Source organism: Bradyrhizobium genosp. A (assembly GCF_049949275.1).
GTDB lineage: Bacteria > Pseudomonadota > Alphaproteobacteria > Rhizobiales > Xanthobacteraceae > Bradyrhizobium.
This window is the reverse complement of sequence record NZ_CP188196.1, coordinates 2,899,183-2,916,752: the sequence shown is the minus strand read 5'-3', so window position 1 is coordinate 2,916,752 and position 17,570 is coordinate 2,899,183. Positions and strand designations below refer to the sequence as shown.

Sequence of the window (17,570 nt, the reverse complement as noted above, 5' to 3'; positions counted from 1 at the left end):
AAACCAAATGGTTCTTCAATCGACCATCACCTGTCCGCACTGCGGTGTTGCGAGAACGGAGTTGATGCCGACCGATGCCTGTCAGTTCTTCTATGAATGCACCGGCTGCGGCACAAAGCTGAAGCCCGAGGCGGGCGACTGCTGCGTGTTCTGCTCTTACGGCTCGGTGCCGTGTCCGCCGATTCAGGCCCAACGTGCCGGCGAACCCGGCGCCGGGTCGTGTTGTGACTGACGGGTCTCGTGCTCCGGTCGCAGCGCAGCACGAGGGCACGCGCTGCTGAGCCGAGCCCCAGAAGCTTCTCACGAAATCGTCAACGAGTCCGGGAATAAGTCCCTTCATCCCCCGATCACCTCCCCGAAGCCCAATTCCGGGCCAAAGGAGGCGTGCGATGAGCGGACACGATCACGGGGACGACGGCGTCAGCCGCCGCAAGGTGCTGGAATGCATGACATGGGCCGGCACCGGGGTGCTCTGGACCATCACGGGCGGCGTGCCGCGCTCGCTCGGCATCATCGATTCAGCTGAGGCCGCGACCGCCGCCGCGCCCGGCATGACCTTCCTCCAGATCAGCGACAGCCATGTCGGCTTCGACAAGCCGGCCAACCCCAATGCGCTGGGCACGCTGGAGGAAGCCGTCAACAAGATCAATGCGATGCCGGTCAAGCCATCGTTCATGATCCACACCGGCGACATCACCCATCTGTCCAAGGCCGCCGAGTTCGACAACGCCGATCGCATCATCTCGCAGTCCAAGCTGGACGTGCACTACGTGCCCGGCGAGCATGACTTCCTCGACGAAGAGGTGAAGTTCTATCGCGAGCGCTACGGCCGCGGCACCAAGGGCGCGGGCTGGTACTCCTTCGACGCCGGCGGCGTGCACTTCGTCGGCCTCGTCAACGTCGTCGACCTCAAGGGCGGCGGCCTCGGCAATCTCGGCACGGAGCAGCTCGCCTGGCTCGAGGACGACCTCCGCGGCAAGTCGAAATCCACCCCGATCGTGCTGTTCGCCCACATCCCGCTCTGGACCGTCTATCCGGAATGGGGCTGGGGCACCGAGGACGGCGGCCGCGCGCTCGAATACGTCAAGGGTTTCGGCTCGGTCACCGTGCTGAACGGCCACATCCACCAGGTGATGCAGAAGGTCGAGGGCAACGTCACCTTCCACACCGCGCGCTCAACCGCCTTCCCGCAGCCGGCGCCGGGCACCGCCCCCTCGCCCGGACCGATGAAGGTCGAGGACGCCAAGCTCCGTTCCATGCTCGGGGTCGCCAGCATCAACTTCAAGCAGAACGAGCAGCGGCTCGCAATCATCGACACGCCGCTGCAGGGCTGAACGGAAGGCTGGCTATGAAGACGCTCAATCGCCGCGACTTTGGTATCGCCGTGGCTGCGGCCGCGGCTGTGCTGCTGCCTGCGAAATTCGCCCGCGCCGACGACATGGAGATCCACATCGACAATTTCACCTTCCAGCCGGCCGAGCTCAGCATCAAGGTCGGCACCACCGTGACCTGGACCAACCGGGACGACATCCCCCACACCGTGGTGTCGGCCGGCAAATTCAGGTCCAAGACCCTGGACACCGACGACAAGTTCACGTTCACCTTCACCAATGCGGGCGACTACAAGTATTTTTGTTCGTTGCACCCGCACATGACCGGGATGATCAAGGTTGAGTAACGTCGCCAACCAAGGCATCTCTGTCTTGCCCGGCCGGTGGTCCCACGCCGGCCGGGCACGTGTGCCTTCAGTCAGGCCCAACAGCGACACGAAGCACGCAACGACGTACGAACCGCAGCAAGAGGCAAAGCGAGAGGCGATGCCCGTCAGCGACGATTTCCAGAAGGCGCAGCGCTTCCGCGAGGCGGCGCTACCCTATCTCGACGACGTCTACACGCTCGCACGCTATCTGCTGCGCGATGCCTCCGACGCGGAGGACGCGGTGCAAGAATGCTATTTGCGCGCGCTGAAGCATTTTGACAGCTATCGCGGCCCGGCGATGAAGCCGTGGCTGTTCGCGATCCTGCGCAATGTCTGCAACGCCGAATATGCCAGACGCGCGCACTCGCACGCCGCGATCGAGGACACGCCCGGCGCCGCCGACCAGACGCCGATGTGGCAGGAGAACGAGGCGAGCCCGGAGACCGAGGTGCTGCGCAGCCGCGACGCCGGCGCCATTCGCAACATGATCGACGCACTCGCCGAGCCGTTCAAGGAAACCTTCGTGCTGCGGGAGATCAACAACCTGTCCTATCGTGAAATTGCAGAAGCCGTCGGTGCCCCCGTCGGCACCGTGATGTCCCGCCTCGCCCGCGCCCGCGCCATGCTGCGCGCGGCCTGGACGGCGGAAGAGGAGCATTCGAAATGACCTGCGACGAAGCAAAAATCCTGCTTCACGCGCTGCTCGACAACGAGCTCGATGCCGGCCATGCGCGCGAGGTCGAAGGCCATATCGCCACCTGCCCGGCCTGCACGGCCGAGTTCGCGGCGCAGCGCGAGATGAAGCGCGTGCTGGCCGACACCAAGCTGCGCTACACCGCGCCCGCGATCTTGCGTGCCCGTATCCAGGCGTCGATGCCGCAGGCACGGCCGCAGCCGAGCCGGCGCTCGGTGCTGCGCGGTTTCGCGATGGGTTCGGCAGTCTCGGCCCTTGCCGCCTCCGGCGTCGTCGCGGTCGTGCTGCGCCAGGACGACCAGCAGCGCATCCTCTCGGAGGTCGTCTCTGCGCATCTGCGCTCGCTCCAGGCCGGCCACCTCATCGACGTCGTCTCGACCGACCAGCACACGGTCAAGCCCTGGTTCAACGGCAAGCTCGACGTCGCCCCGCCCGTGATCGACCTCACTGCGCAAGGCTTTACGCTGGTCGGCGGCCGGCTCGACTATATCGATGCGCGCGCCATCGGCGCCGTCGTGTACCGGCGCCGGCAGCACATCATCAACCTGTTCGTGTCGCAGACCGCTAGCACCGAGCATCGGCCGCCGAAGACCCAGACCATGCAGGGCTTCAACTGCCGCCGCTGGGGCGAGCGCGGCCTGAACTTCTGGGCCGTCAGCGATATCGGCGGCGACGAGCTCACCGAATTCGTCGACAAGTTGGAGGCGGCGATGAGGGCGAATGTGGAGGGATAGCAGTCTCCACCGTCATTGCGAGCGAAGCGAAGCAATCCAGACTGTATCCGTGGAGGGATACTGGATTGCTTCGCTTCGCTCGCAATGACGATTGCTGAGATAGATCGGCGAACTTACGCCGACCTTCTCACCGCGTTGTCGACCAGCGTCTTGCCGAGCGACCAGATCGCACCGGGGACCTTGTGGCTGCCGGCGATGACGTCGTCGAACGCGCGTTCGATCCAGTTGCAGTCTTCTTCGGTGATGGTGAGCGGCGGGAGCAGCTTGATGGTGTGGCTGCCGTGACCGGCGACCTGCGTCAGGATCTTGTGGTCCTTGAACAGTGGCACGGTGATGAGCTGGCAGAACAGGCCCTTGTTGGCGGCCTCCAGCACGTTCCAGGACGCCCGCAGCCGCAGCGACTTCGGCGGCCCGAACTCGATGCCGATCATCAGGCCCTTGCCGCGCACTTCCTTCATCAGTTCGTAGCCGGGCACCATGCGCGTGAGCGCGAGGCGAAGCTCGGCGCCGCGCTTGGCGGCGGACTCGATCAGCTTCTCCGATTCCATCACGTCGAGCGTGGCGATGCCCGCGGCCATCGCGAGGTCGTTCTTTGAGAACGTGGAGCCGTGCACCACGGCGCGGTCCATCTGATTAAAAATCTTGTCGAAGATGCTCTTGCGCGTCAGCACGGCGCCGACCGGCACGTGGCCGCCCGACAGCGACTTCGACAGCAGCACCATGTCGGGCTCGACGTTCCAGTGCTCGACCGCGAGGAAGCGGCCGGTGCGGCCCATGCCGGTCTGGATCTCGTCGGCGACGAACAGCGTGCCGTACTTCTTGCAGAGCGCGGCCGCCCCCGGCAGGAACTCGTCGGAGGGCAGATTGACGCCCTTGCCCTGGATCGGCTCGACGACGAAGGCTGCGACCTCGCGCGAGGCCAGCGCCTTCTCGAGCGCGGCGAGATCGTTGAACGGAACCGGGGTGCAACCCGGCAGCAGCGGCTCGAAGCCGGTGCGGAAGTTCGAATCACCGGTCAGCGAAAGCGCGCCATAGGTCAAGCCGTGATAGCCATGGGCGCAATAGACGATGCCGGGGCGGCCGGTGGCGCCGCGCGCGAACTTGATCGCCGCCTCGACGCATTCGGCGCCGGAATTGGCGAAGAACACCTTGTCGAGATAGGGAACATATTTCAGGAGGCGCTCGGCGAGCACGCCGGCCAGCACCGAGACGTCGAACTGGACGAGATTGGGCAGATCGGCGTCGAGCACGCTTTTCAGCGCATCGCGCATCACCGGATGATTGCGTCCGATTGCGAACACGCCAAAGCCGGACAGGAGGTCGAGATAGCGTGCCCCCTCGCGATCGTAGAGGTACTGCCCCTGCCCCTTCTGGAAGCCGACGTCGTAGCCGATGGTCTTGAGAACCCGAACGAACTGCTCGTTCAGGTACCGATTATGCAGGGCGCTGCGCTGGGCCTGACGGTCCGCGAACAACTGAGACATGTCTGGATTTGGACTGTTCATCCGCTACATACTTCGGTTGAGGGCCGCTTCGTCAACTGAAAACGGTCAGCTAACGGAAAAGGGTCTGTGCGGCCTTTTGCCCTTTTTCGGACCATCTTCGCAAGCACAGCTTTAAACCATGTTGCACTGCCAAGGAACACTCATGCGTTTGGCCCTTTACACCGGAATATTACTGGCGGGCGGTTACGCCGGCCTGACACCGGCGCTCGCCGCCGATCCCACCGGCGACTGGAGGGTCGCCGATGGCGTTGCCAATATCCGCGTCGCCCAATGCAATGGCAGCATGTGGGGCGCGGTTTCCTGGGAAAAACAGCCCGGCGGCCGCGACCAGAACAACCCGGATGTCTCAAAAAAGAACAGGCCGACACTGGGCATGGCGACCCTGATCGACATGAAGAAGACGGCCGGCGCCGAGCAGTGGGAAGGTCAGGTCTACAACGCGAAAGATGGTCAGATGTATAGTGCGACCATCACGCCTGTCGGCACCGACCAGCTCGAGATCAAGGGCTGCGTGCTGGGCTTCCTGTGCGGCGGAGAGACCTGGACCCGCGTCGGTCCGCCGATTCCCTTGAGCACCGCCAACGCCATGGCCAAGGGTGCGCCAAAAACCACCGGCGCGGCGCCTAAGGCTGCGCCAGCACCGAGTGCCGCGGCACCTGCGCCGACGACGGCCGCTCCGAAGAGCGCCGCCGCGGCCAAGCCCGGTCAGAAAGGTGCCGCCGATCCGGTCGGCGACATCTGCCTACTCCCTGAGATTGCGGGGTTTGCCCATTAGGGCCGGCTGAAACAGCAGCACTGCGGCAAGCGTCGTCACCAGCGAGAGTGCGAGCAGCTTGCCCATGCTGGAGGTGCCCGGATGGCTCGACAGCCACAGGCTGCCGAACGCGGTCGCCGTCGTCAGTGCGCTGAAAAAGATCGCGCGCGTCAGGCTGGTTTGAAGCAGGTTTGTTCTGCCGGACCGCCACGCCACGACATAATAGATCTTGAACGCGACACCGACCCCGAGCAACAGCGGGAAGGCGACGATATTGGCGAAGTTGAGCGGCAGGCCGATCAACACGCAGATCTCGAGCGTCACCGCGCCCGCAACCAGCAGCGGCACCAACGTCATCAACACGTCGACGATGCGGCGCAACGTGATCCACAGCAACAGGCCGATCACCAGCAGCGCGTAGAAGCCGGCATGGATGAATGCGTTCACCACGGTGTCGCCGGATTTCAGGATCGAGACCGGTCCGCCGATCGCAGTCGGCTCGGCCTTGAGCACGGCTGCCGCAAACTTGCGCAGCGTGTCGTTGTCGTTGGGATCGCCCTTCGGCTGAGCTTCGACGCGAATGATTCCGTCCTTGCTCTTCCAGGCGTTGACGAGATCGGCCGGCAGTGACTTCAGCGTGACCGGCTCAGCCTGCATCGCATTCCGGAGCTGGTCGAACACGATCTTCATCGGCGTGACGAACACGTCCTGCGCCTTGTTGCGGGTCGCCTCATCCGAATTGGCGAGCTTCTCGAGCGCATCCGCGAGCCGGCGCGAGGCGACCGCACCTGGGCCTTTGGCGTCACCGGCGGTCCGGCGCAGATTGTCGACCGAGGATTTGAGCGACTCGACGTTCTCCTGGTCCGACGGCGCCGCGTCGATCTGGTCGGGGTTGAGCGCGGGGTTCAGGATCTTGGCACCCTGCGCGATCAGCTTCAGCTTCGCCTGCTGGTCCTCCGGCACAAAGCTGTCGAGCGACATCACGCGCAACACTTCGGGTACTTTCTCCAGCTTCGCTTCGACCTGCTTGGCCTGCTCCTCCGAATTGGTCATCACATTGATGGCATTGGCGCCGGTGTTGGGATCCTTGCGCAGGTCGAGAAAAGTCGCGATCGACTCGGCCTTCGGATTGCGCAGGTTCATCGGGTTGAAGTCGAACTTCATGAAGTAGAGCAGCGGCAGGCCGGCGACCGCGAGCAGCAGCGTGCCGCCGACGACCAGCACGCGATACTTCTCGAGGAAATGATCGAGCGGCGCCAGGAAGGCGTAGCCGACCGGCTCCTTCTCGCCGGGCGGATTCAGAAGCTTCAACAGCGCCGGCAGCACGGTGATGCTCGAGACGAACGCCACCAGCATGCCGACGCCGGCAATCTGGCCGAGCTCCGAGATCCCCTTGTAGGCGGTCGGCAAGAAACAAAGAAAGCCGGCAGCAGTCGCCATCGCCGCGAGCGACAACGGCACTGCCGAGCGCTTCGCCGCCAGCACCAGAGCGCCAGTGAGATCGTCGTGCTTGTAGCGCTCCGAGCGGTAGCGAACGCTGTACTGGATGCCGAAATCGACGCCAAGGCCGACGAACAGCACTGCAAATGCGATCGACAGCAAGTTGAACGAGCCGACCGTCATCAGTCCGGCGGCAGTCGTGATCGCAAGCCCGACGAAGAGGTTGACGAACACGGCAAAGATGATCTTCGAGGAGTGCAACGCTAGCCACAAGATCAGGAGCACGACGACGACGGTGCCGATGCCGTTGACCACGGCCCCCTCCTGGACGGTGGCATATTCCTCATTCGCGATCGGCACCGGGCCGGTCAGGCGCACCCGCGCCTGGTATTTGGTTGCAAAATCCAGGTCCACCGCGGCCTTGCGGATCGCGTTGGTCGCCCCCTTTCCGGGCTCCAGCGCGTTGTAATCAAGCACCGGCTTGAACTCGATGAAGGCTCGCTTGTCCGAATCCTCCAGCGGCTTGTCGCTGACCAGCTCGCGCCAGGAGAAGCTCGCATTGCCCTTGTTGAGCACGGTCTCGACCGTCCCTGCGATCTGGTTGAACGGCCGCTCCGTACTGTCGAGCTTGACTTGGCCGCGCTTGACGCCGGCAAGTCCAGTCTCCAGCGCGCCGGTCAGGCCGCGGATCGACGGATCGCCAGCCATGATCTCGATCAAGGGCGCTGCAGATTCGAACTGGCCGGTGATCTTGCCGACTTCCTCGGTCGGCAGGAACAACAGACCGTTCTTCTCGAAGAACTCACCGGTGCCGAGCTGCTGCATCGACTGGAAGTCGGTCTTGTTGTCCTTCAGCTTGGCAAACAGCGCATCCGCGGCTGCGGTCGCCATCTCCGGTGTCCTGGCCTCGATGACCGCGAGAATCGTCGCATCACGGTCGAAGGCCTTGTCGAATTGCTGGTCGCGCTGGCGCCAGTCCAGATTCTGGGCAATCAGCGAATTGATATCGGTGTTGATGATGAAGTGCCGGGACGTGTAGTAGCCCGCCCCCACTGCCAGCAGGAGCCCGAGAACGACGACGAGGGAGGCAAACCGGGTACAGGCCCTGACGATGGCAACGACTACGCTTTGCAGCACTTCTTTTCTTTCTAGTGTTAACAGCCTGCCGGAAACGCCCGCTGTTTATCGGAGTTCCCGAGCGAAACCTATTGCTGTTTTGAGTGGCTCTCGCGGGAACCAGGTTCGAGGTAAACCGCGGGAGACCATGGCAAAATCATGCGGACCGGCCGGTATAGCCGTCGAGTTGAGGCGGTAAAGTGACGAAGGGGTGAGCACAAATGTCGCCATTTTGCTCGCACGAAATGAGGTATTATAATACCTTAGATCGATCTGACCGGAACCCCAAGGCTTGTTCCACCTTTCCTTGTCGCCGATTTTTTGACACAAAGTGCTGTACCTGCATGCGCCCGGGGCCCAGATGGGGTGGGCGGTTACCGCGGTCGCGACACCAATGGTGCGGTTATTGCAGCATTGGTCCGTATCGGGGTGCCGCCTGGGACAATTGAGCGGATTGGTGCAACTTGCGTGATGGGCGTCCTATGGAAGTTTATCTAGCGCAGCCGCGCGGCTTTTGCGCGGGCGTGGTGCGCGCAATCGAGATTGTGGAGCGGGCGCTGGAGAAGTATGGCCCACCCGTCTACGTGCGCCATGAGATCGTGCACAACAAATACGTCGTCGAGAGCCTGAAGAACAAGGGCGCGATCTTCGTCGAGGAACTGTCCGAAGTTCCACCGAAGGCTGTGACCGTTTTCAGTGCCCATGGCGTCGCCCGCAGCGTTGAGGAAGAGGCCGCCGCGCGCGACCTTCCGGTGCTGAATGCCACCTGCCCCCTGGTCACGAAAGTTCACAATCAGGGGAAGCGCTATATCACCAAGGGCCGCACCCTGATCCTGATCGGCCATACCGGCCACCCCGAGGTCGAGGGCACGATGGGCCAGGTTCCCGGGCCGGTTCTGCTGGTCCAGAGCGTTGAAGAGGCCGAGGCCCTGCCGCTGCCGGCGGATACGCCAGTGGCCTACATCACCCAGACCACGCTGTCGGTCGACGACACCAGGGACATTATCGGGGCTCTTCAAGCCAAATTTACAGATATTCAAGGCCCAGATATCCGGGATATCTGCTATGCGACACAGAACCGCCAATCTGCGGTAAGGGACTTGAGCAAGCTGGTCGACGTGATCTTGGTGGTGGGCGCTGCCAATAGCTCGAACTCGAACCGGCTCCGCGAAATTGGCACCGAGGCCGGGGTCGCGAGTTATCTGATCGCCGACGGCCGCGACCTCAATCCGGAGTGGTTGAAAGATGCCAGGACCGTCGGCCTCACGGCCGGCGCCTCGGCGCCCGAGGTGCTGGTGGATGACGTGATCGAAGCGCTGCGGCGGATCGGACCGGTGACGGTTTCGGTGCTTCCGGGCCGCGAGGAAAACATCGAATTCAGGCTTCCGGCCCAACTGGCTGCAAGCTGACCTACCTGAATTTCAAGCCCAGAAAGAAACGTGTAATGGCAATCCCCTTCTTCAAGGAAATGCGTATCGGCGGCTATTTGCTCAAGCAGAAACTGCTTGGCCGCAAGCGCTATCCGCTCGTGCTGATGCTGGAGCCGCTGTTCCGCTGCAACCTCGCCTGCGTCGGCTGCGGCAAGATCGACTATCCGGATGCGATCCTCAACCGCCGTATGACGGCGCAGGAGTGCTGGGATGCGGCCGACGAGTGCGGCGCGCCGATGGTGGCGATTCCCGGCGGCGAGCCGCTGATCCACAAGGAAATCGGCGAGATCGTGCGCGGCCTCGTCGCGCGCAAGAAGTTCGTCTCGCTCTGCACCAACGCGCTGCTGCTCGAAAAGAAGCTCGACCTGTTCGAGCCCTCGCCCTACCTGTTCTTCTCCGTGCATCTCGACGGACTGAAGGACCATCACGACAAGGCCGTGTCGCAGAAGGGCGTGTTCGACCGCGCCGTGTCCGCGATCAAGGCGGCGAAGGCCCGCGGCTTCACCGTCAACGTCAACGCCACCATCTTCGACGGCCATCCGGCCGAGGAGATCGCAAAATTCCTCGACTTCACCGTCGAGCTCGGTGTCGGCGTGTCGATGTCGCCCGGCTACGCCTATGAGCGCGCGCCGGACCAGGAGCACTTCCTCAACCGCACCAAGACTAAAAAACTGTTCCGCGACGTCTTCGCGATGGGCAAGGGCAAGAAGTGGAACTTCATGCATTCCGGCCTGTTCCTGGACTTCCTCGCCGGCAACCAGGAATACGAGTGCACGCCCTGGGGCATGCCCGCGCGCAACATTTTTGGCTGGCAGAAGCCCTGCTATCTGCTCGGTGAAGGCTACGCCAAAACCTTCAAGGAGCTGATGGACACCACCGATTGGGAGACCTACGGCACCGGCAAGTACGAGAAGTGCGCCGACTGTATGGCCCATTGCGGCTACGAGCCGACGGCTGCGACCGCAGCCCTCAACAACCCGCTGAAGGCGATGTGGGTGTCGCTGCGCGGCATCAGGACCTCGGGCCCGATGGCGCCGGAGATCGACATGTCGAAGCAGCGCCCGGCGCAGTACATCTTCTCGGCGGAAGTGCAGAAGCGCCTGTCGGAGATTCGCAAGGACGAGGCCGCCGCGGCGGAGGAGAAGGCCGCGCGGAAGGCTTCGACGGCCGCGTAAGCGGCGCGAGTCGCACGAACGAAAAAGGCCCGGTCGCCAACCGCGACCGGGCCTTTTGTTTTGTTCAGCTCGAGCGCTGCTGGAAAAGCGGAGCTATGTGCGGACTGCGCTCCCCCTTGCTGGGTCGCGCCGCTCGCCCTCCCGCAAAAAACTGCGAAACAACCCCATGCACAGTAGAAACGCCGCTGTGCGCCAACACCTTGTCCATCCAGTCAAGCCATTGCCACGTCGAAACAATCAGCGGCAAACGAGCAATGGATTGGCGAGCAAGCGAGTCTTGAACTTCTCGGCAAGAACCTTTCCGGCGGAACCCGGCGAACGAGGGAGCAGTTAGTTTTGGCACAATAACCAACATATGAAGGCTGAAACGATGCGTAAATCATCGAGCTTGCGCGGCTTGCGTTCCACAGCGGCGCTTTGCGGGTCCATCATTGTTGCCACGACCCTCGCGGGATCGTCGATTGCGCAGCAGGAGGAGCGTGCTGCATTTGTTATCGTTGAACGGACCGCCACTACAGGCTCCGAGACGATTCAACAAGAGTACGCCCAGCTGGCACGTGAGATTCTTCCCAAATATGGCGCGCGCTATCTCGCTCGCAGCCAGAACAACACGTTGCTCGAAGGTGACGGGGCAACCCCCTGCTGCATGGCCATTCTCCAATTTCCAAGTCTCGACGCCATTCGGCGCTGGTATGACTCGCCGGAAAATCAGGAGGCGGCCAAGGTAAGGCAAAGCGGCGCCAAATTTCGTCTGATAGCGGTCGAAGGGCTTCCGGTCAGGTAGTGGTCACAGCCGCACTTGAGGCGTAACGCAAGATCACAGGCCGTCGCAGATTAGCCGATTGGAATGCCTGGTCGGCCGCGGCATCATAGCGCCACGGCGAAGCAATAGTGCCCATCTTTATCGGCCGCGGCGCGCTGCTTCGGAAATGCGCTATCGCCGCCAAATTCGGCCGGTTCTTCGATCGACCCCATCAGGTCGTCGAATTGAGCATGCTGGCACCGTATTCCCCGTCATGCCCACGTGGAGGATCCCCGGTCCGGAACAGGCGGCGGCGACCAGACGCGGTGTGGCTCATCGCTCCGCTCCTGGGCTATAAGAGGCATCTGGGAATGGGGAGCGTATGGCAGAGGTACAAAGGCGATTGGCGGCAATTTTGGCGGCCGATGTGGTCGGCTTCTCCGCAATGATGGAACGCGCCGAGGAGGCGACCTACGCTGAGATCAACCGGCTCCGGCGGGAGGTGGTCGATCCCAATCTTGCGCGTCATCAAGGCAGGCTCATCAAGTCGACCGGCGACGGCGTTCTCGCCGAATTTGCGAGTCCGCTTGCGGCCGCGAAATGCGCGATCGATATCCAGCGGACACTCTCCGCCTCTCCCGACGGCATCCGGATGCGGATCGGGCTCAACCTCGGCGACGTCATCGTGCAAGAGGACGGCGACGTCTACGGCGAAGGCATCAACGTTGCCGCGCGTCTCGAAGGGCTCGCCGATCCCGGCGGGATCCTGGTCTCCGCCAAGGTGCACAACGAGATCGAAGGCAAGCTCGAGGCGGAATTCGAGGATCGAGGCGAACGGCAGCTCAAGAACATCGCTAAACCGATCAGGACTTATGCCGTGACCCCGAGCGGCTCTGGCCCCCCGAATCCGACGTCGAGCAAAGACATGCAAGGCTCGGCCCAGCCGGCGCTACCCGACAAGCCGTCGATCGCGGTGCTACCGTTCCAGAACATGAGCGGCGATCCCGAGCAGGAATATTTCGCCGATGGCATGGTCGAGGACATCATCACCGCGCTGTCGCGCTTCAATTCGCTGTTCGTGATCGCCCGCAATTCGAGCTTCACCTACAAGGGAAAGGCTGTCGACATCAAACGGGTCGGCCGCGAGCTCGGGGTACGCTACGTGCTGGAAGGCAGCGTCAGGAAGGCCGGCGGGCGGGTGCGCATCACCGGTCAGCTGATCGATGCATCGAATGGCGCACATCTGTGGGCGGACAGGATCGACGGCGAGCTGACGGACGTCTTCGAGCTTCAGGATAGGATAACCGGCAGCGTGGTCACCTCGATCGCGCCGAAGATCGAACAGGCCGAGATCGAGCGGGCCAGGCAAAATCCCACGAACGTACCGGACAGCTACGATTCGTATCTGCAGGGATTGGCGCTGGCTAGTCGGGGGCAAGGCGCCGACGCCAGGCGCATTTTCAAGCGGGCGATCGAGCAGGATCCTGGATACGCGGCTGCCTACGCGATGGCAGCTTACACCTACCTTGTGGACCAAGCGCAGCACGGTGCGATAGCGGACGCGGCGATGCGCGCGGATGCCGTCGCGCTTGCCAATGCCGCCCTGAAACTCGCCAACCACGACGCTTTCGTGCTGGCCCGCTCCGGCCACGCCCTCACCTATCTCGGACTCGAGTACGACCGCGGGGCGTCGCTGGTGGAGCAGGCGATCGCCCTGAATCCGAACTTGTCCGCTGCATGGATCGCGCGGTGCTGGGTTTCGGTCATGCGGGCTGACCCGGAGCGCGGGATCGAGAGCTTCGAGCGGATGATGCGGCTAAGTCCTCTAGACCCTCTTAAGCCTGCCTTCGTGACCGGCGTCGCGCACTGCCGTTGGTTCCAAGGCCGTTTCGAGGAGGGGCGTGAGCTCGCCAAGGAGGCCCTTCAGATTCGGCAGGATCTTCAACCCTTCGCATCCTACATCGTGAACAGCGTAGCTCTTGGAGATCTGCCGGAGGCCAGAGAGACCGCCCGGCGCCTGCTGGAGTTCGATCCCTCCTTCCGCATGTCAGGCGCCGCTGCGATTTTCCTGATCCGGTCTCCGGAATATCGCGAAAAATTCCTCGGCGCGCTGCGAGCCGCCGGTCTGCCGGAATAACGAAGGGGTCCCGTATAGCGATCAGTGCATCGCAATTTTCGCGGATTCGCAGCCCCGTGCGCTTGATCGCGCGAGAAAATGAGGGGGGTCCACGCGGTATGCCGAAAGCCGGCGGCATCATTTGGAAGAGGGTGCAGGATGGGCGTGAGCTTCGAGCTAATGGTGCTGGCAGCAGCAAGTCTTTGGGGCTTCGTTCAGCTCGTCGCTGCGGCGCAGGCCGCAAACGCGCAGTATGGCCTCAAATGGGCTGCGAGCCCGCGCGACGTCGAAATGCCGCAGCTCAAGCCCATCTCCGGGCGCATCAATCGTAACTTCCGCAACTACATGGAGACGTTTCCGTTCTTTGCCGCGGCGGTTCTCACCGCCCAGGCGGCAGGCGTTCACAATGAGCTGACCCATTGGGGATCGATTGCCTATATCGGCGGCCGCATCGCTTACACCGCGCTTTATATATCCGGGATACCGCTCATCCGCTCCCTGTTCTGGAACATCGCCACCTTTGGAATGCTCGCGGTTCTGGCGGCACCTTTCTTTCCGCACTGAAGCGACTCCCTGAACGCCAGCCTGTGGGATTACGGTGACAGGGATTACGGCGACAGCGCCGGAATGATCATGCGTCGCGCACTCCCTGATAGCCAGCCGTTTTCGCCGCTTTGACGAGCGTGCGATCGAAAGTGACGAAACCCTCGCAATGTCCCGTTCGCGTCAGATGCAGCGCATCCGCGAAATCCATTCCCTTCTCGGCGAGGTCGAGCGCCTCGGCGACCATCGCGCCGTCCTCGACTGTCACGGTTGGAAGCCCAGCGAAAACGCGAAGCGCACGCGCGACGTCGGCAGCCTCGTACGCGTAGGCGCTTCGCAGCACCCATTCGACTTCGAGGACGACCGTGATGGCGACGAAGACCGGCTCGCCGTCGATCAAGGCGCGGGCACGTACCGACTGTTTCGCATGGTCCCCGGTCAGGTAGCGGACGATCAGGTTGGTATCAATCGCGAGCATGCCGGCGCCTGGCTTCCGCAAGCACGCCTGCGTCCATCTCTTCCAGCGTCTTCGGCTTGCCGCTGTAGGCCAAGACGCCGAACACGTCCTCCGGCCGCGTCTCGGCAAAGGCCGGCGCCGGCTTCAACAGCACGCCCTCAGGGGTGTCCTCAACGGTGAGCCGCGTTCCCGCCCGCCATTCCCGCCGCTGACGAATGGCGCTGGGCAGGATGACCTGCCCCTTGGTGGAAACGGTGGTGGTGAGCTTTTCTGCGCCGGCCATCGACCCGCTCCTCCTGAGGTAAGACAAAGGTAAGATAGGCGCAAACGGACTCACATTCAATGAATTCGCCTCCTCCCATCAAAGAAAAAGGCCCGATCGCCAATCGCGACCGGGCCTTTTCTCTTGTCAGATTGAAGAAGCCGCTCAGGCCGCTTTCGACACCAGCGCTTCGCTGCCTGCCAGCTCCGTCCCGATCAGGAAGTCGCGGCAGCCGCGAAGTGAGCGCAGCGCGCGGTTGAAGTCGAGGCCGGTCGAGACCAGCGCATGCAGCGCTGCGGGATTGCGCACGATGCCGCGCAGGACGGCGGCGAGGTCGATCTGGCCGTTCGGCTTGATCGCGGCACGCGCCAGCGCCGGCAGCGCGCGGTGGGCGGGATCGCTGATGACGCGGACCGCGGCAAACGGCAGCCCGGCCTCGGCGGCATAGGCGGCCGCGATGTGGCTTTCCATGTCGACGGCGGAGGCGCCGGTCTCCAAATGCAGCGCCGCCTTGCAAGAGCTGCCCGTGACCACTTCCTCGGCGCCGGCAAGGGAGCCACGCACGACCCGGCGGCGGCCGGAGGTCAGCTTGTCGATGAGGTCGTCGCTGAGCGACAGGCCGGCGCCCCAGCGGGCATCGCCCGCGAGCACCTCGGTCGCCACCACGACGTCGCCGGAGCGCAGCGTCGGGTCGAGCCCGCCGGCTACGCCAAACGAGATCACGCCGCGAATCGTATTGGGATCCACCACCGTCAGAAGCGCCCGCAACTGGGTCGGGCTGCTGGACGAGCAGATGACCGCCATTCCGGGCCCGGCAGCAATGCGGGCCTCCTGAACCAAACCGGTCACGATCAATATCGGCCGCGGATCAATGGCATTGCCCGCGGTCACATAGCCCCCCGTCCCCAAAGTCACATTCCGACCCCTACCACCCTGCTGTTGGTGCTCCGCAAGTTCCGGTACCGCGCCAGCGCCCACAGCGGGAAGAACTTTGGGTAACCATGGTACCGCAGATAGAACACGCGAGGGAAGCCTGTGGCGGTGTAGCGGCTCTCGTCCCACAGTCCTTTTTCGTTCTGTGTTGCAATCAGGTACTCCACCCCGCGGGCGACGGCCGGGTGATCAACCTCGCCAGCAGCCATCAGGGCAAGCAAGGCCCATGCCGTTTGCGAAGCGGTCGAGGGAGCGGGTTCCCAGCCCTTGTAGTCCAGCCGGTAGCTGACCGCGTCCTCGCCCCAACCGCCGTCCTTGTTCTGGATCGAGGCCAGCCAGCTGGCCGCCTTGCGCATCATCGGGTCGTTGCGGTCGACCCCGGCCATGTTGAGGGCACACAGCACCGACCAGGTTCCATAGATGAAGTTCATGCCCCAGCGGCCGTACCAGGAACCCTCGGGGTGCTGGGTCTTGCGCAGATAGGCCACGCCGCCGGCGACGTGCTTGCTGGTCTTCTCGGTCTCGCCGAGTTGGGCCAGCATCGAGATGCAGCGCGCGGTGACGTCCTCGGTCGGCGGATCGAGCAGCGCGCCGTGGTCCGAGAACGGGATGTTATTCAGGTAATATTCGAGGTTGTCGACGTCGAAGGCCGCCCAGCCGCCGTCGTCGCTCTGCATGCCCTCGATCCACTCCCGGCCGCGGTCGATCGCCGCGTCATAGCCGGTCGCACCGTGTTCCCGGCGCATGCGATCCATCGACATCACCACCACGGCGGTGTCGTCGAGATCGGGGTAATGGGCATTGTTGTACTGAAACGCCCAGCCGCCCGGACGCACGTCGGGCCGCTTCACCGCCCAGTCGCCCTTCACCTCGAGCTCCTGCTTCGGGATCAGCCAGTCGAGACCCTGCTTGGCCGCAGGCACGGCCTTGTCACCGCCGGCCTCCAGCAGCGCATGCGCGGTCAGCGTCGTGTCCCACACCGGCGAGACGCAGGGCTGGCAGTAGGCCTCGTCGCCCTTGATCACGAGCAGCTTGTCGAGGCCACGGCGCGTGATCGCGCGCGGCGGATAGTTCTCGTCCTTGCCGAGTGCCTCGTACATCATGACGATGTTGGCCATGGGCGGGTAGATCGCGCCCATGCCGTCCTCGCCATTGAGGCGTTCCTCGATGAAAGCGAGCGCTGCATCGATCGCGCGCTGGCGCAGGCGCTTCGGAAACATCGGCTCGACCACGCGCAAGACGGCATCGAGCGCGCGGAACAGCACGAACCAGGCCATGCTCTGATGCGGCGCCTTCGCCGTCATGCCGATCGAGCGCGGGTCCTGCAGGAACAATTCGTCGATGCCGACGCCCTTTGGATTCTTCGCCAGCGGCTTCAGCGCCGCGATGACCATCAACGGCACCATCGTGGTGCGCGCCCAGTAGGAGATCTTGTTGAGGTGGAATGGCGACCAGAACGGCAGCAGCACGATCTCGATCGGCAGCACCGGCACCGCGCGCCAGGCCAGGATGCCGAACGTCGCGAGCAGGAAGCGGGTGAAGACGTTGCTGTTGATCGCACCACCGCGCGCGTGGATTGCCTCGCGCGCGCACACCATGTGCGGCGCGTCCACGGAATCGCCGATCATCTTCAACGCGAAATAGGCCTTCACGCTGGCGCTCATGTCGAACTCGCCGTCGTGCACCAGCGGCCAGCCACCATGGCCGCCCTGGACGCGGCGCAGATAATTGCCGATCTTGGCCTCGAGCGCGGTGTCGACCGGCTCTGCGAGATAATGGCGCAGCAGGATGTATTCGGCCGGAATCGTACAGTCGGCCTCGAGCTCGAAGACCCAATGGCCGTCGGATTGCTGGAGGCCCAGCACGCCTTGCGTGGCCGACGCAATGCTCGATTCCAGACTGCTCGATTCCAAAGCTTCGCGGTTGGTCGCGTTCACGGAATCCATGTCGCTCGATTGCTCCGATAGTCG

General features: G+C 63.4%; 17 protein-coding genes. 11 read left to right on the top strand and 6 right to left on the bottom strand.

Going from position 1 to position 17,570, the window contains the following annotated elements; genetic code table 11:
- Positions 1-7: 7 nt before the first annotated feature.
- The 5 genes from ACP2YP_RS13485 (at position 8) to ACP2YP_RS13465 (ending at position 3,127) form a co-directional block, all read left to right on the top strand.
- Positions 8-232 (top strand): GDCCVxC domain-containing (seleno)protein, encoded by a 225-nt coding sequence (locus ACP2YP_RS13485; protein ID WP_426424684.1) that lies wholly within the window; start codon positions 8-10, stop codon positions 230-232.
- A gap of 157 nt (positions 233-389) precedes the next feature.
- Positions 390-1,334 (top strand): metallophosphoesterase family protein, encoded by a 945-nt coding sequence (locus ACP2YP_RS13480; RefSeq protein ID WP_426424682.1) that lies wholly within the window; start codon positions 390-392, stop codon positions 1,332-1,334.
- A gap of 14 nt (positions 1,335-1,348) precedes the next feature.
- Positions 1,349-1,678, top strand: a complete 330-nt coding sequence (locus tag ACP2YP_RS13475) for a cupredoxin domain-containing protein (protein WP_426424681.1) — start codon at positions 1,349-1,351, stop codon at positions 1,676-1,678.
- A 139-nt stretch (positions 1,679-1,817) separates the two neighbouring features.
- Positions 1,818-2,366 (top strand): sigma-70 family RNA polymerase sigma factor, encoded by a 549-nt coding sequence (locus ACP2YP_RS13470; RefSeq protein ID WP_426424680.1) that lies wholly within the window; start codon positions 1,818-1,820, stop codon positions 2,364-2,366.
- Entirely contained in the window at positions 2,363-3,127 is a 765-nt protein-coding gene (locus ACP2YP_RS13465; RefSeq protein WP_426424678.1) for an anti-sigma factor family protein, read from the top strand. Before ACP2YP_RS13470 ends, ACP2YP_RS13465 begins: the two co-directional genes overlap by 4 nt.
- A 113-nt stretch (positions 3,128-3,240) precedes the next feature.
- On the opposite strand, the gene hpnO is transcribed toward ACP2YP_RS13465, so the two are convergent.
- Complete coding sequence (hpnO, locus tag ACP2YP_RS13460; RefSeq protein WP_426424677.1) at positions 3,241-4,632, bottom strand: aminobacteriohopanetriol synthase HpnO; 1,392 nt, start codon at positions 4,630-4,632, stop codon at positions 3,241-3,243.
- Between the two features lie 142 nt (positions 4,633-4,774).
- On the opposite strand from hpnO, the gene ACP2YP_RS13455 reads away from it, so the two are divergent.
- Positions 4,775-5,407 carry a DUF2147 domain-containing protein gene (locus ACP2YP_RS13455; protein WP_426424676.1) on the top strand — a complete coding sequence of 211 codons (633 nt, stop codon included), beginning with the start codon at positions 4,775-4,777 and terminating at the stop codon, positions 5,405-5,407.
- Here the strand turns inward: ACP2YP_RS13455 and ACP2YP_RS13450 are convergent.
- On the bottom strand, positions 5,375-7,963 hold the full coding sequence (locus ACP2YP_RS13450; RefSeq protein ID WP_426424674.1) for an MMPL family transporter: 2,589 nt from the start codon (positions 7,961-7,963) through the stop codon (positions 5,375-5,377). The genes ACP2YP_RS13455 and ACP2YP_RS13450 overlap by 33 nt on opposite strands.
- A gap of 461 nt (positions 7,964-8,424) precedes the next feature.
- Here ACP2YP_RS13450 and ispH point away from each other — a divergent pair, with 461 nt between their 5' ends.
- The 5 genes from ispH to ACP2YP_RS13425 all read left to right on the top strand — a co-directional run bounded on the left by ispH (position 8,425) and on the right by ACP2YP_RS13425 (position 13,969).
- Positions 8,425-9,351: a 4-hydroxy-3-methylbut-2-enyl diphosphate reductase gene (ispH, locus tag ACP2YP_RS13445; RefSeq protein WP_426426136.1), complete on the top strand. Its 927-nt coding sequence runs from the start codon at positions 8,425-8,427 to the stop codon at positions 9,349-9,351.
- 35 nt (positions 9,352-9,386) lie between these two features.
- Positions 9,387-10,547 (top strand): adenosyl-hopene transferase HpnH, encoded by a 1,161-nt coding sequence (gene hpnH / locus ACP2YP_RS13440; protein WP_426424672.1) that lies wholly within the window; start codon positions 9,387-9,389, stop codon positions 10,545-10,547.
- Between the two features lie 355 nt (positions 10,548-10,902).
- Positions 10,903-11,331, top strand: a complete 429-nt coding sequence (locus tag ACP2YP_RS13435) for a DUF1330 domain-containing protein (protein ID WP_426424670.1) — start codon at positions 10,903-10,905, stop codon at positions 11,329-11,331.
- A 340-nt stretch (positions 11,332-11,671) separates the two neighbouring features.
- The gene (locus ACP2YP_RS13430) at positions 11,672-13,426 is read left to right on the top strand and encodes an adenylate/guanylate cyclase domain-containing protein (protein ID WP_426424669.1); all 1,755 of its coding nucleotides are present in this window, start codon (positions 11,672-11,674) and stop codon (positions 13,424-13,426) included.
- Positions 13,427-13,564: 138 nt separating this feature from the next.
- On the top strand, positions 13,565-13,969 hold the full coding sequence (locus tag ACP2YP_RS13425) for an MAPEG family protein (RefSeq protein ID WP_426424668.1): 405 nt from the start codon (positions 13,565-13,567) through the stop codon (positions 13,967-13,969).
- 67 nt (positions 13,970-14,036) lie between these two features.
- On the opposite strand, the gene ACP2YP_RS13420 is transcribed toward ACP2YP_RS13425, so the two are convergent.
- From ACP2YP_RS13420 to shc, 4 genes are all read right to left on the bottom strand, one after another.
- Positions 14,037-14,426 (bottom strand): type II toxin-antitoxin system VapC family toxin, encoded by a 390-nt coding sequence (locus ACP2YP_RS13420; RefSeq protein ID WP_426424666.1) that lies wholly within the window; start codon positions 14,424-14,426, stop codon positions 14,037-14,039.
- Entirely contained in the window at positions 14,413-14,688 is a 276-nt protein-coding gene (locus tag ACP2YP_RS13415; protein WP_426424664.1) for an AbrB/MazE/SpoVT family DNA-binding domain-containing protein, read from the bottom strand. The genes ACP2YP_RS13420 and ACP2YP_RS13415 overlap by 14 nt, the downstream gene beginning before the upstream one ends.
- A gap of 144 nt (positions 14,689-14,832) precedes the next feature.
- The gene (locus ACP2YP_RS13410; RefSeq protein ID WP_426424662.1) at positions 14,833-15,582 is read right to left on the bottom strand and encodes a phosphorylase; all 750 of its coding nucleotides are present in this window, start codon (positions 15,580-15,582) and stop codon (positions 14,833-14,835) included.
- Complete coding sequence (shc, locus tag ACP2YP_RS13405; protein WP_426424660.1) at positions 15,579-17,546, bottom strand: squalene--hopene cyclase; 1,968 nt, start codon at positions 17,544-17,546, stop codon at positions 15,579-15,581. The genes ACP2YP_RS13410 and shc overlap by 4 nt, the downstream gene beginning before the upstream one ends.
- Positions 17,547-17,570 lie beyond the last annotated feature (24 nt).

Excerpts from the sequence above, each read along its gene's own strand:
- ACP2YP_RS13485 (WP_426424684.1), top strand. The coding sequence starts at position 8 with ATGGTTCTTCAATCGACCATCACCTGTCCGCACTGCGGTGTTGCGAGA.
- ACP2YP_RS13480 (WP_426424682.1), top strand. The coding sequence starts at position 390 with ATGAGCGGACACGATCACGGGGACGACGGCGTCAGCCGCCGCAAGGTG.
- ACP2YP_RS13475 (WP_426424681.1), top strand. The coding sequence starts at position 1,349 with ATGAAGACGCTCAATCGCCGCGACTTTGGTATCGCCGTGGCTGCGGCC.
- ACP2YP_RS13470 (WP_426424680.1), top strand. The coding sequence starts at position 1,818 with ATGCCCGTCAGCGACGATTTCCAGAAGGCGCAGCGCTTCCGCGAGGCG.
- ACP2YP_RS13465 (WP_426424678.1), top strand. The coding sequence starts at position 2,363 with ATGACCTGCGACGAAGCAAAAATCCTGCTTCACGCGCTGCTCGACAAC.
- hpnO (WP_426424677.1), bottom strand. The coding sequence starts at position 4,632 with ATGAACAGTCCAAATCCAGACATGTCTCAGTTGTTCGCGGACCGTCAG.
- ACP2YP_RS13455 (WP_426424676.1), top strand. The coding sequence starts at position 4,775 with ATGCGTTTGGCCCTTTACACCGGAATATTACTGGCGGGCGGTTACGCC.
- ispH (WP_426426136.1), top strand. The coding sequence starts at position 8,425 with ATGGAAGTTTATCTAGCGCAGCCGCGCGGCTTTTGCGCGGGCGTGGTG.
- hpnH (WP_426424672.1), top strand. The coding sequence starts at position 9,387 with ATGGCAATCCCCTTCTTCAAGGAAATGCGTATCGGCGGCTATTTGCTC.
- ACP2YP_RS13435 (WP_426424670.1), top strand. The coding sequence starts at position 10,903 with ATGAAGGCTGAAACGATGCGTAAATCATCGAGCTTGCGCGGCTTGCGT.
- ACP2YP_RS13430 (WP_426424669.1), top strand. The coding sequence starts at position 11,672 with ATGGCAGAGGTACAAAGGCGATTGGCGGCAATTTTGGCGGCCGATGTG.
- ACP2YP_RS13425 (WP_426424668.1), top strand. The coding sequence starts at position 13,565 with ATGGGCGTGAGCTTCGAGCTAATGGTGCTGGCAGCAGCAAGTCTTTGG.
- ACP2YP_RS13420 (WP_426424666.1), bottom strand. The coding sequence starts at position 14,426 with ATGCTCGCGATTGATACCAACCTGATCGTCCGCTACCTGACCGGGGAC.
- ACP2YP_RS13415 (WP_426424664.1), bottom strand. The coding sequence starts at position 14,688 with ATGGCCGGCGCAGAAAAGCTCACCACCACCGTTTCCACCAAGGGGCAG.
- shc (WP_426424660.1), bottom strand. The coding sequence starts at position 17,546 with ATGGATTCCGTGAACGCGACCAACCGCGAAGCTTTGGAATCGAGCAGT.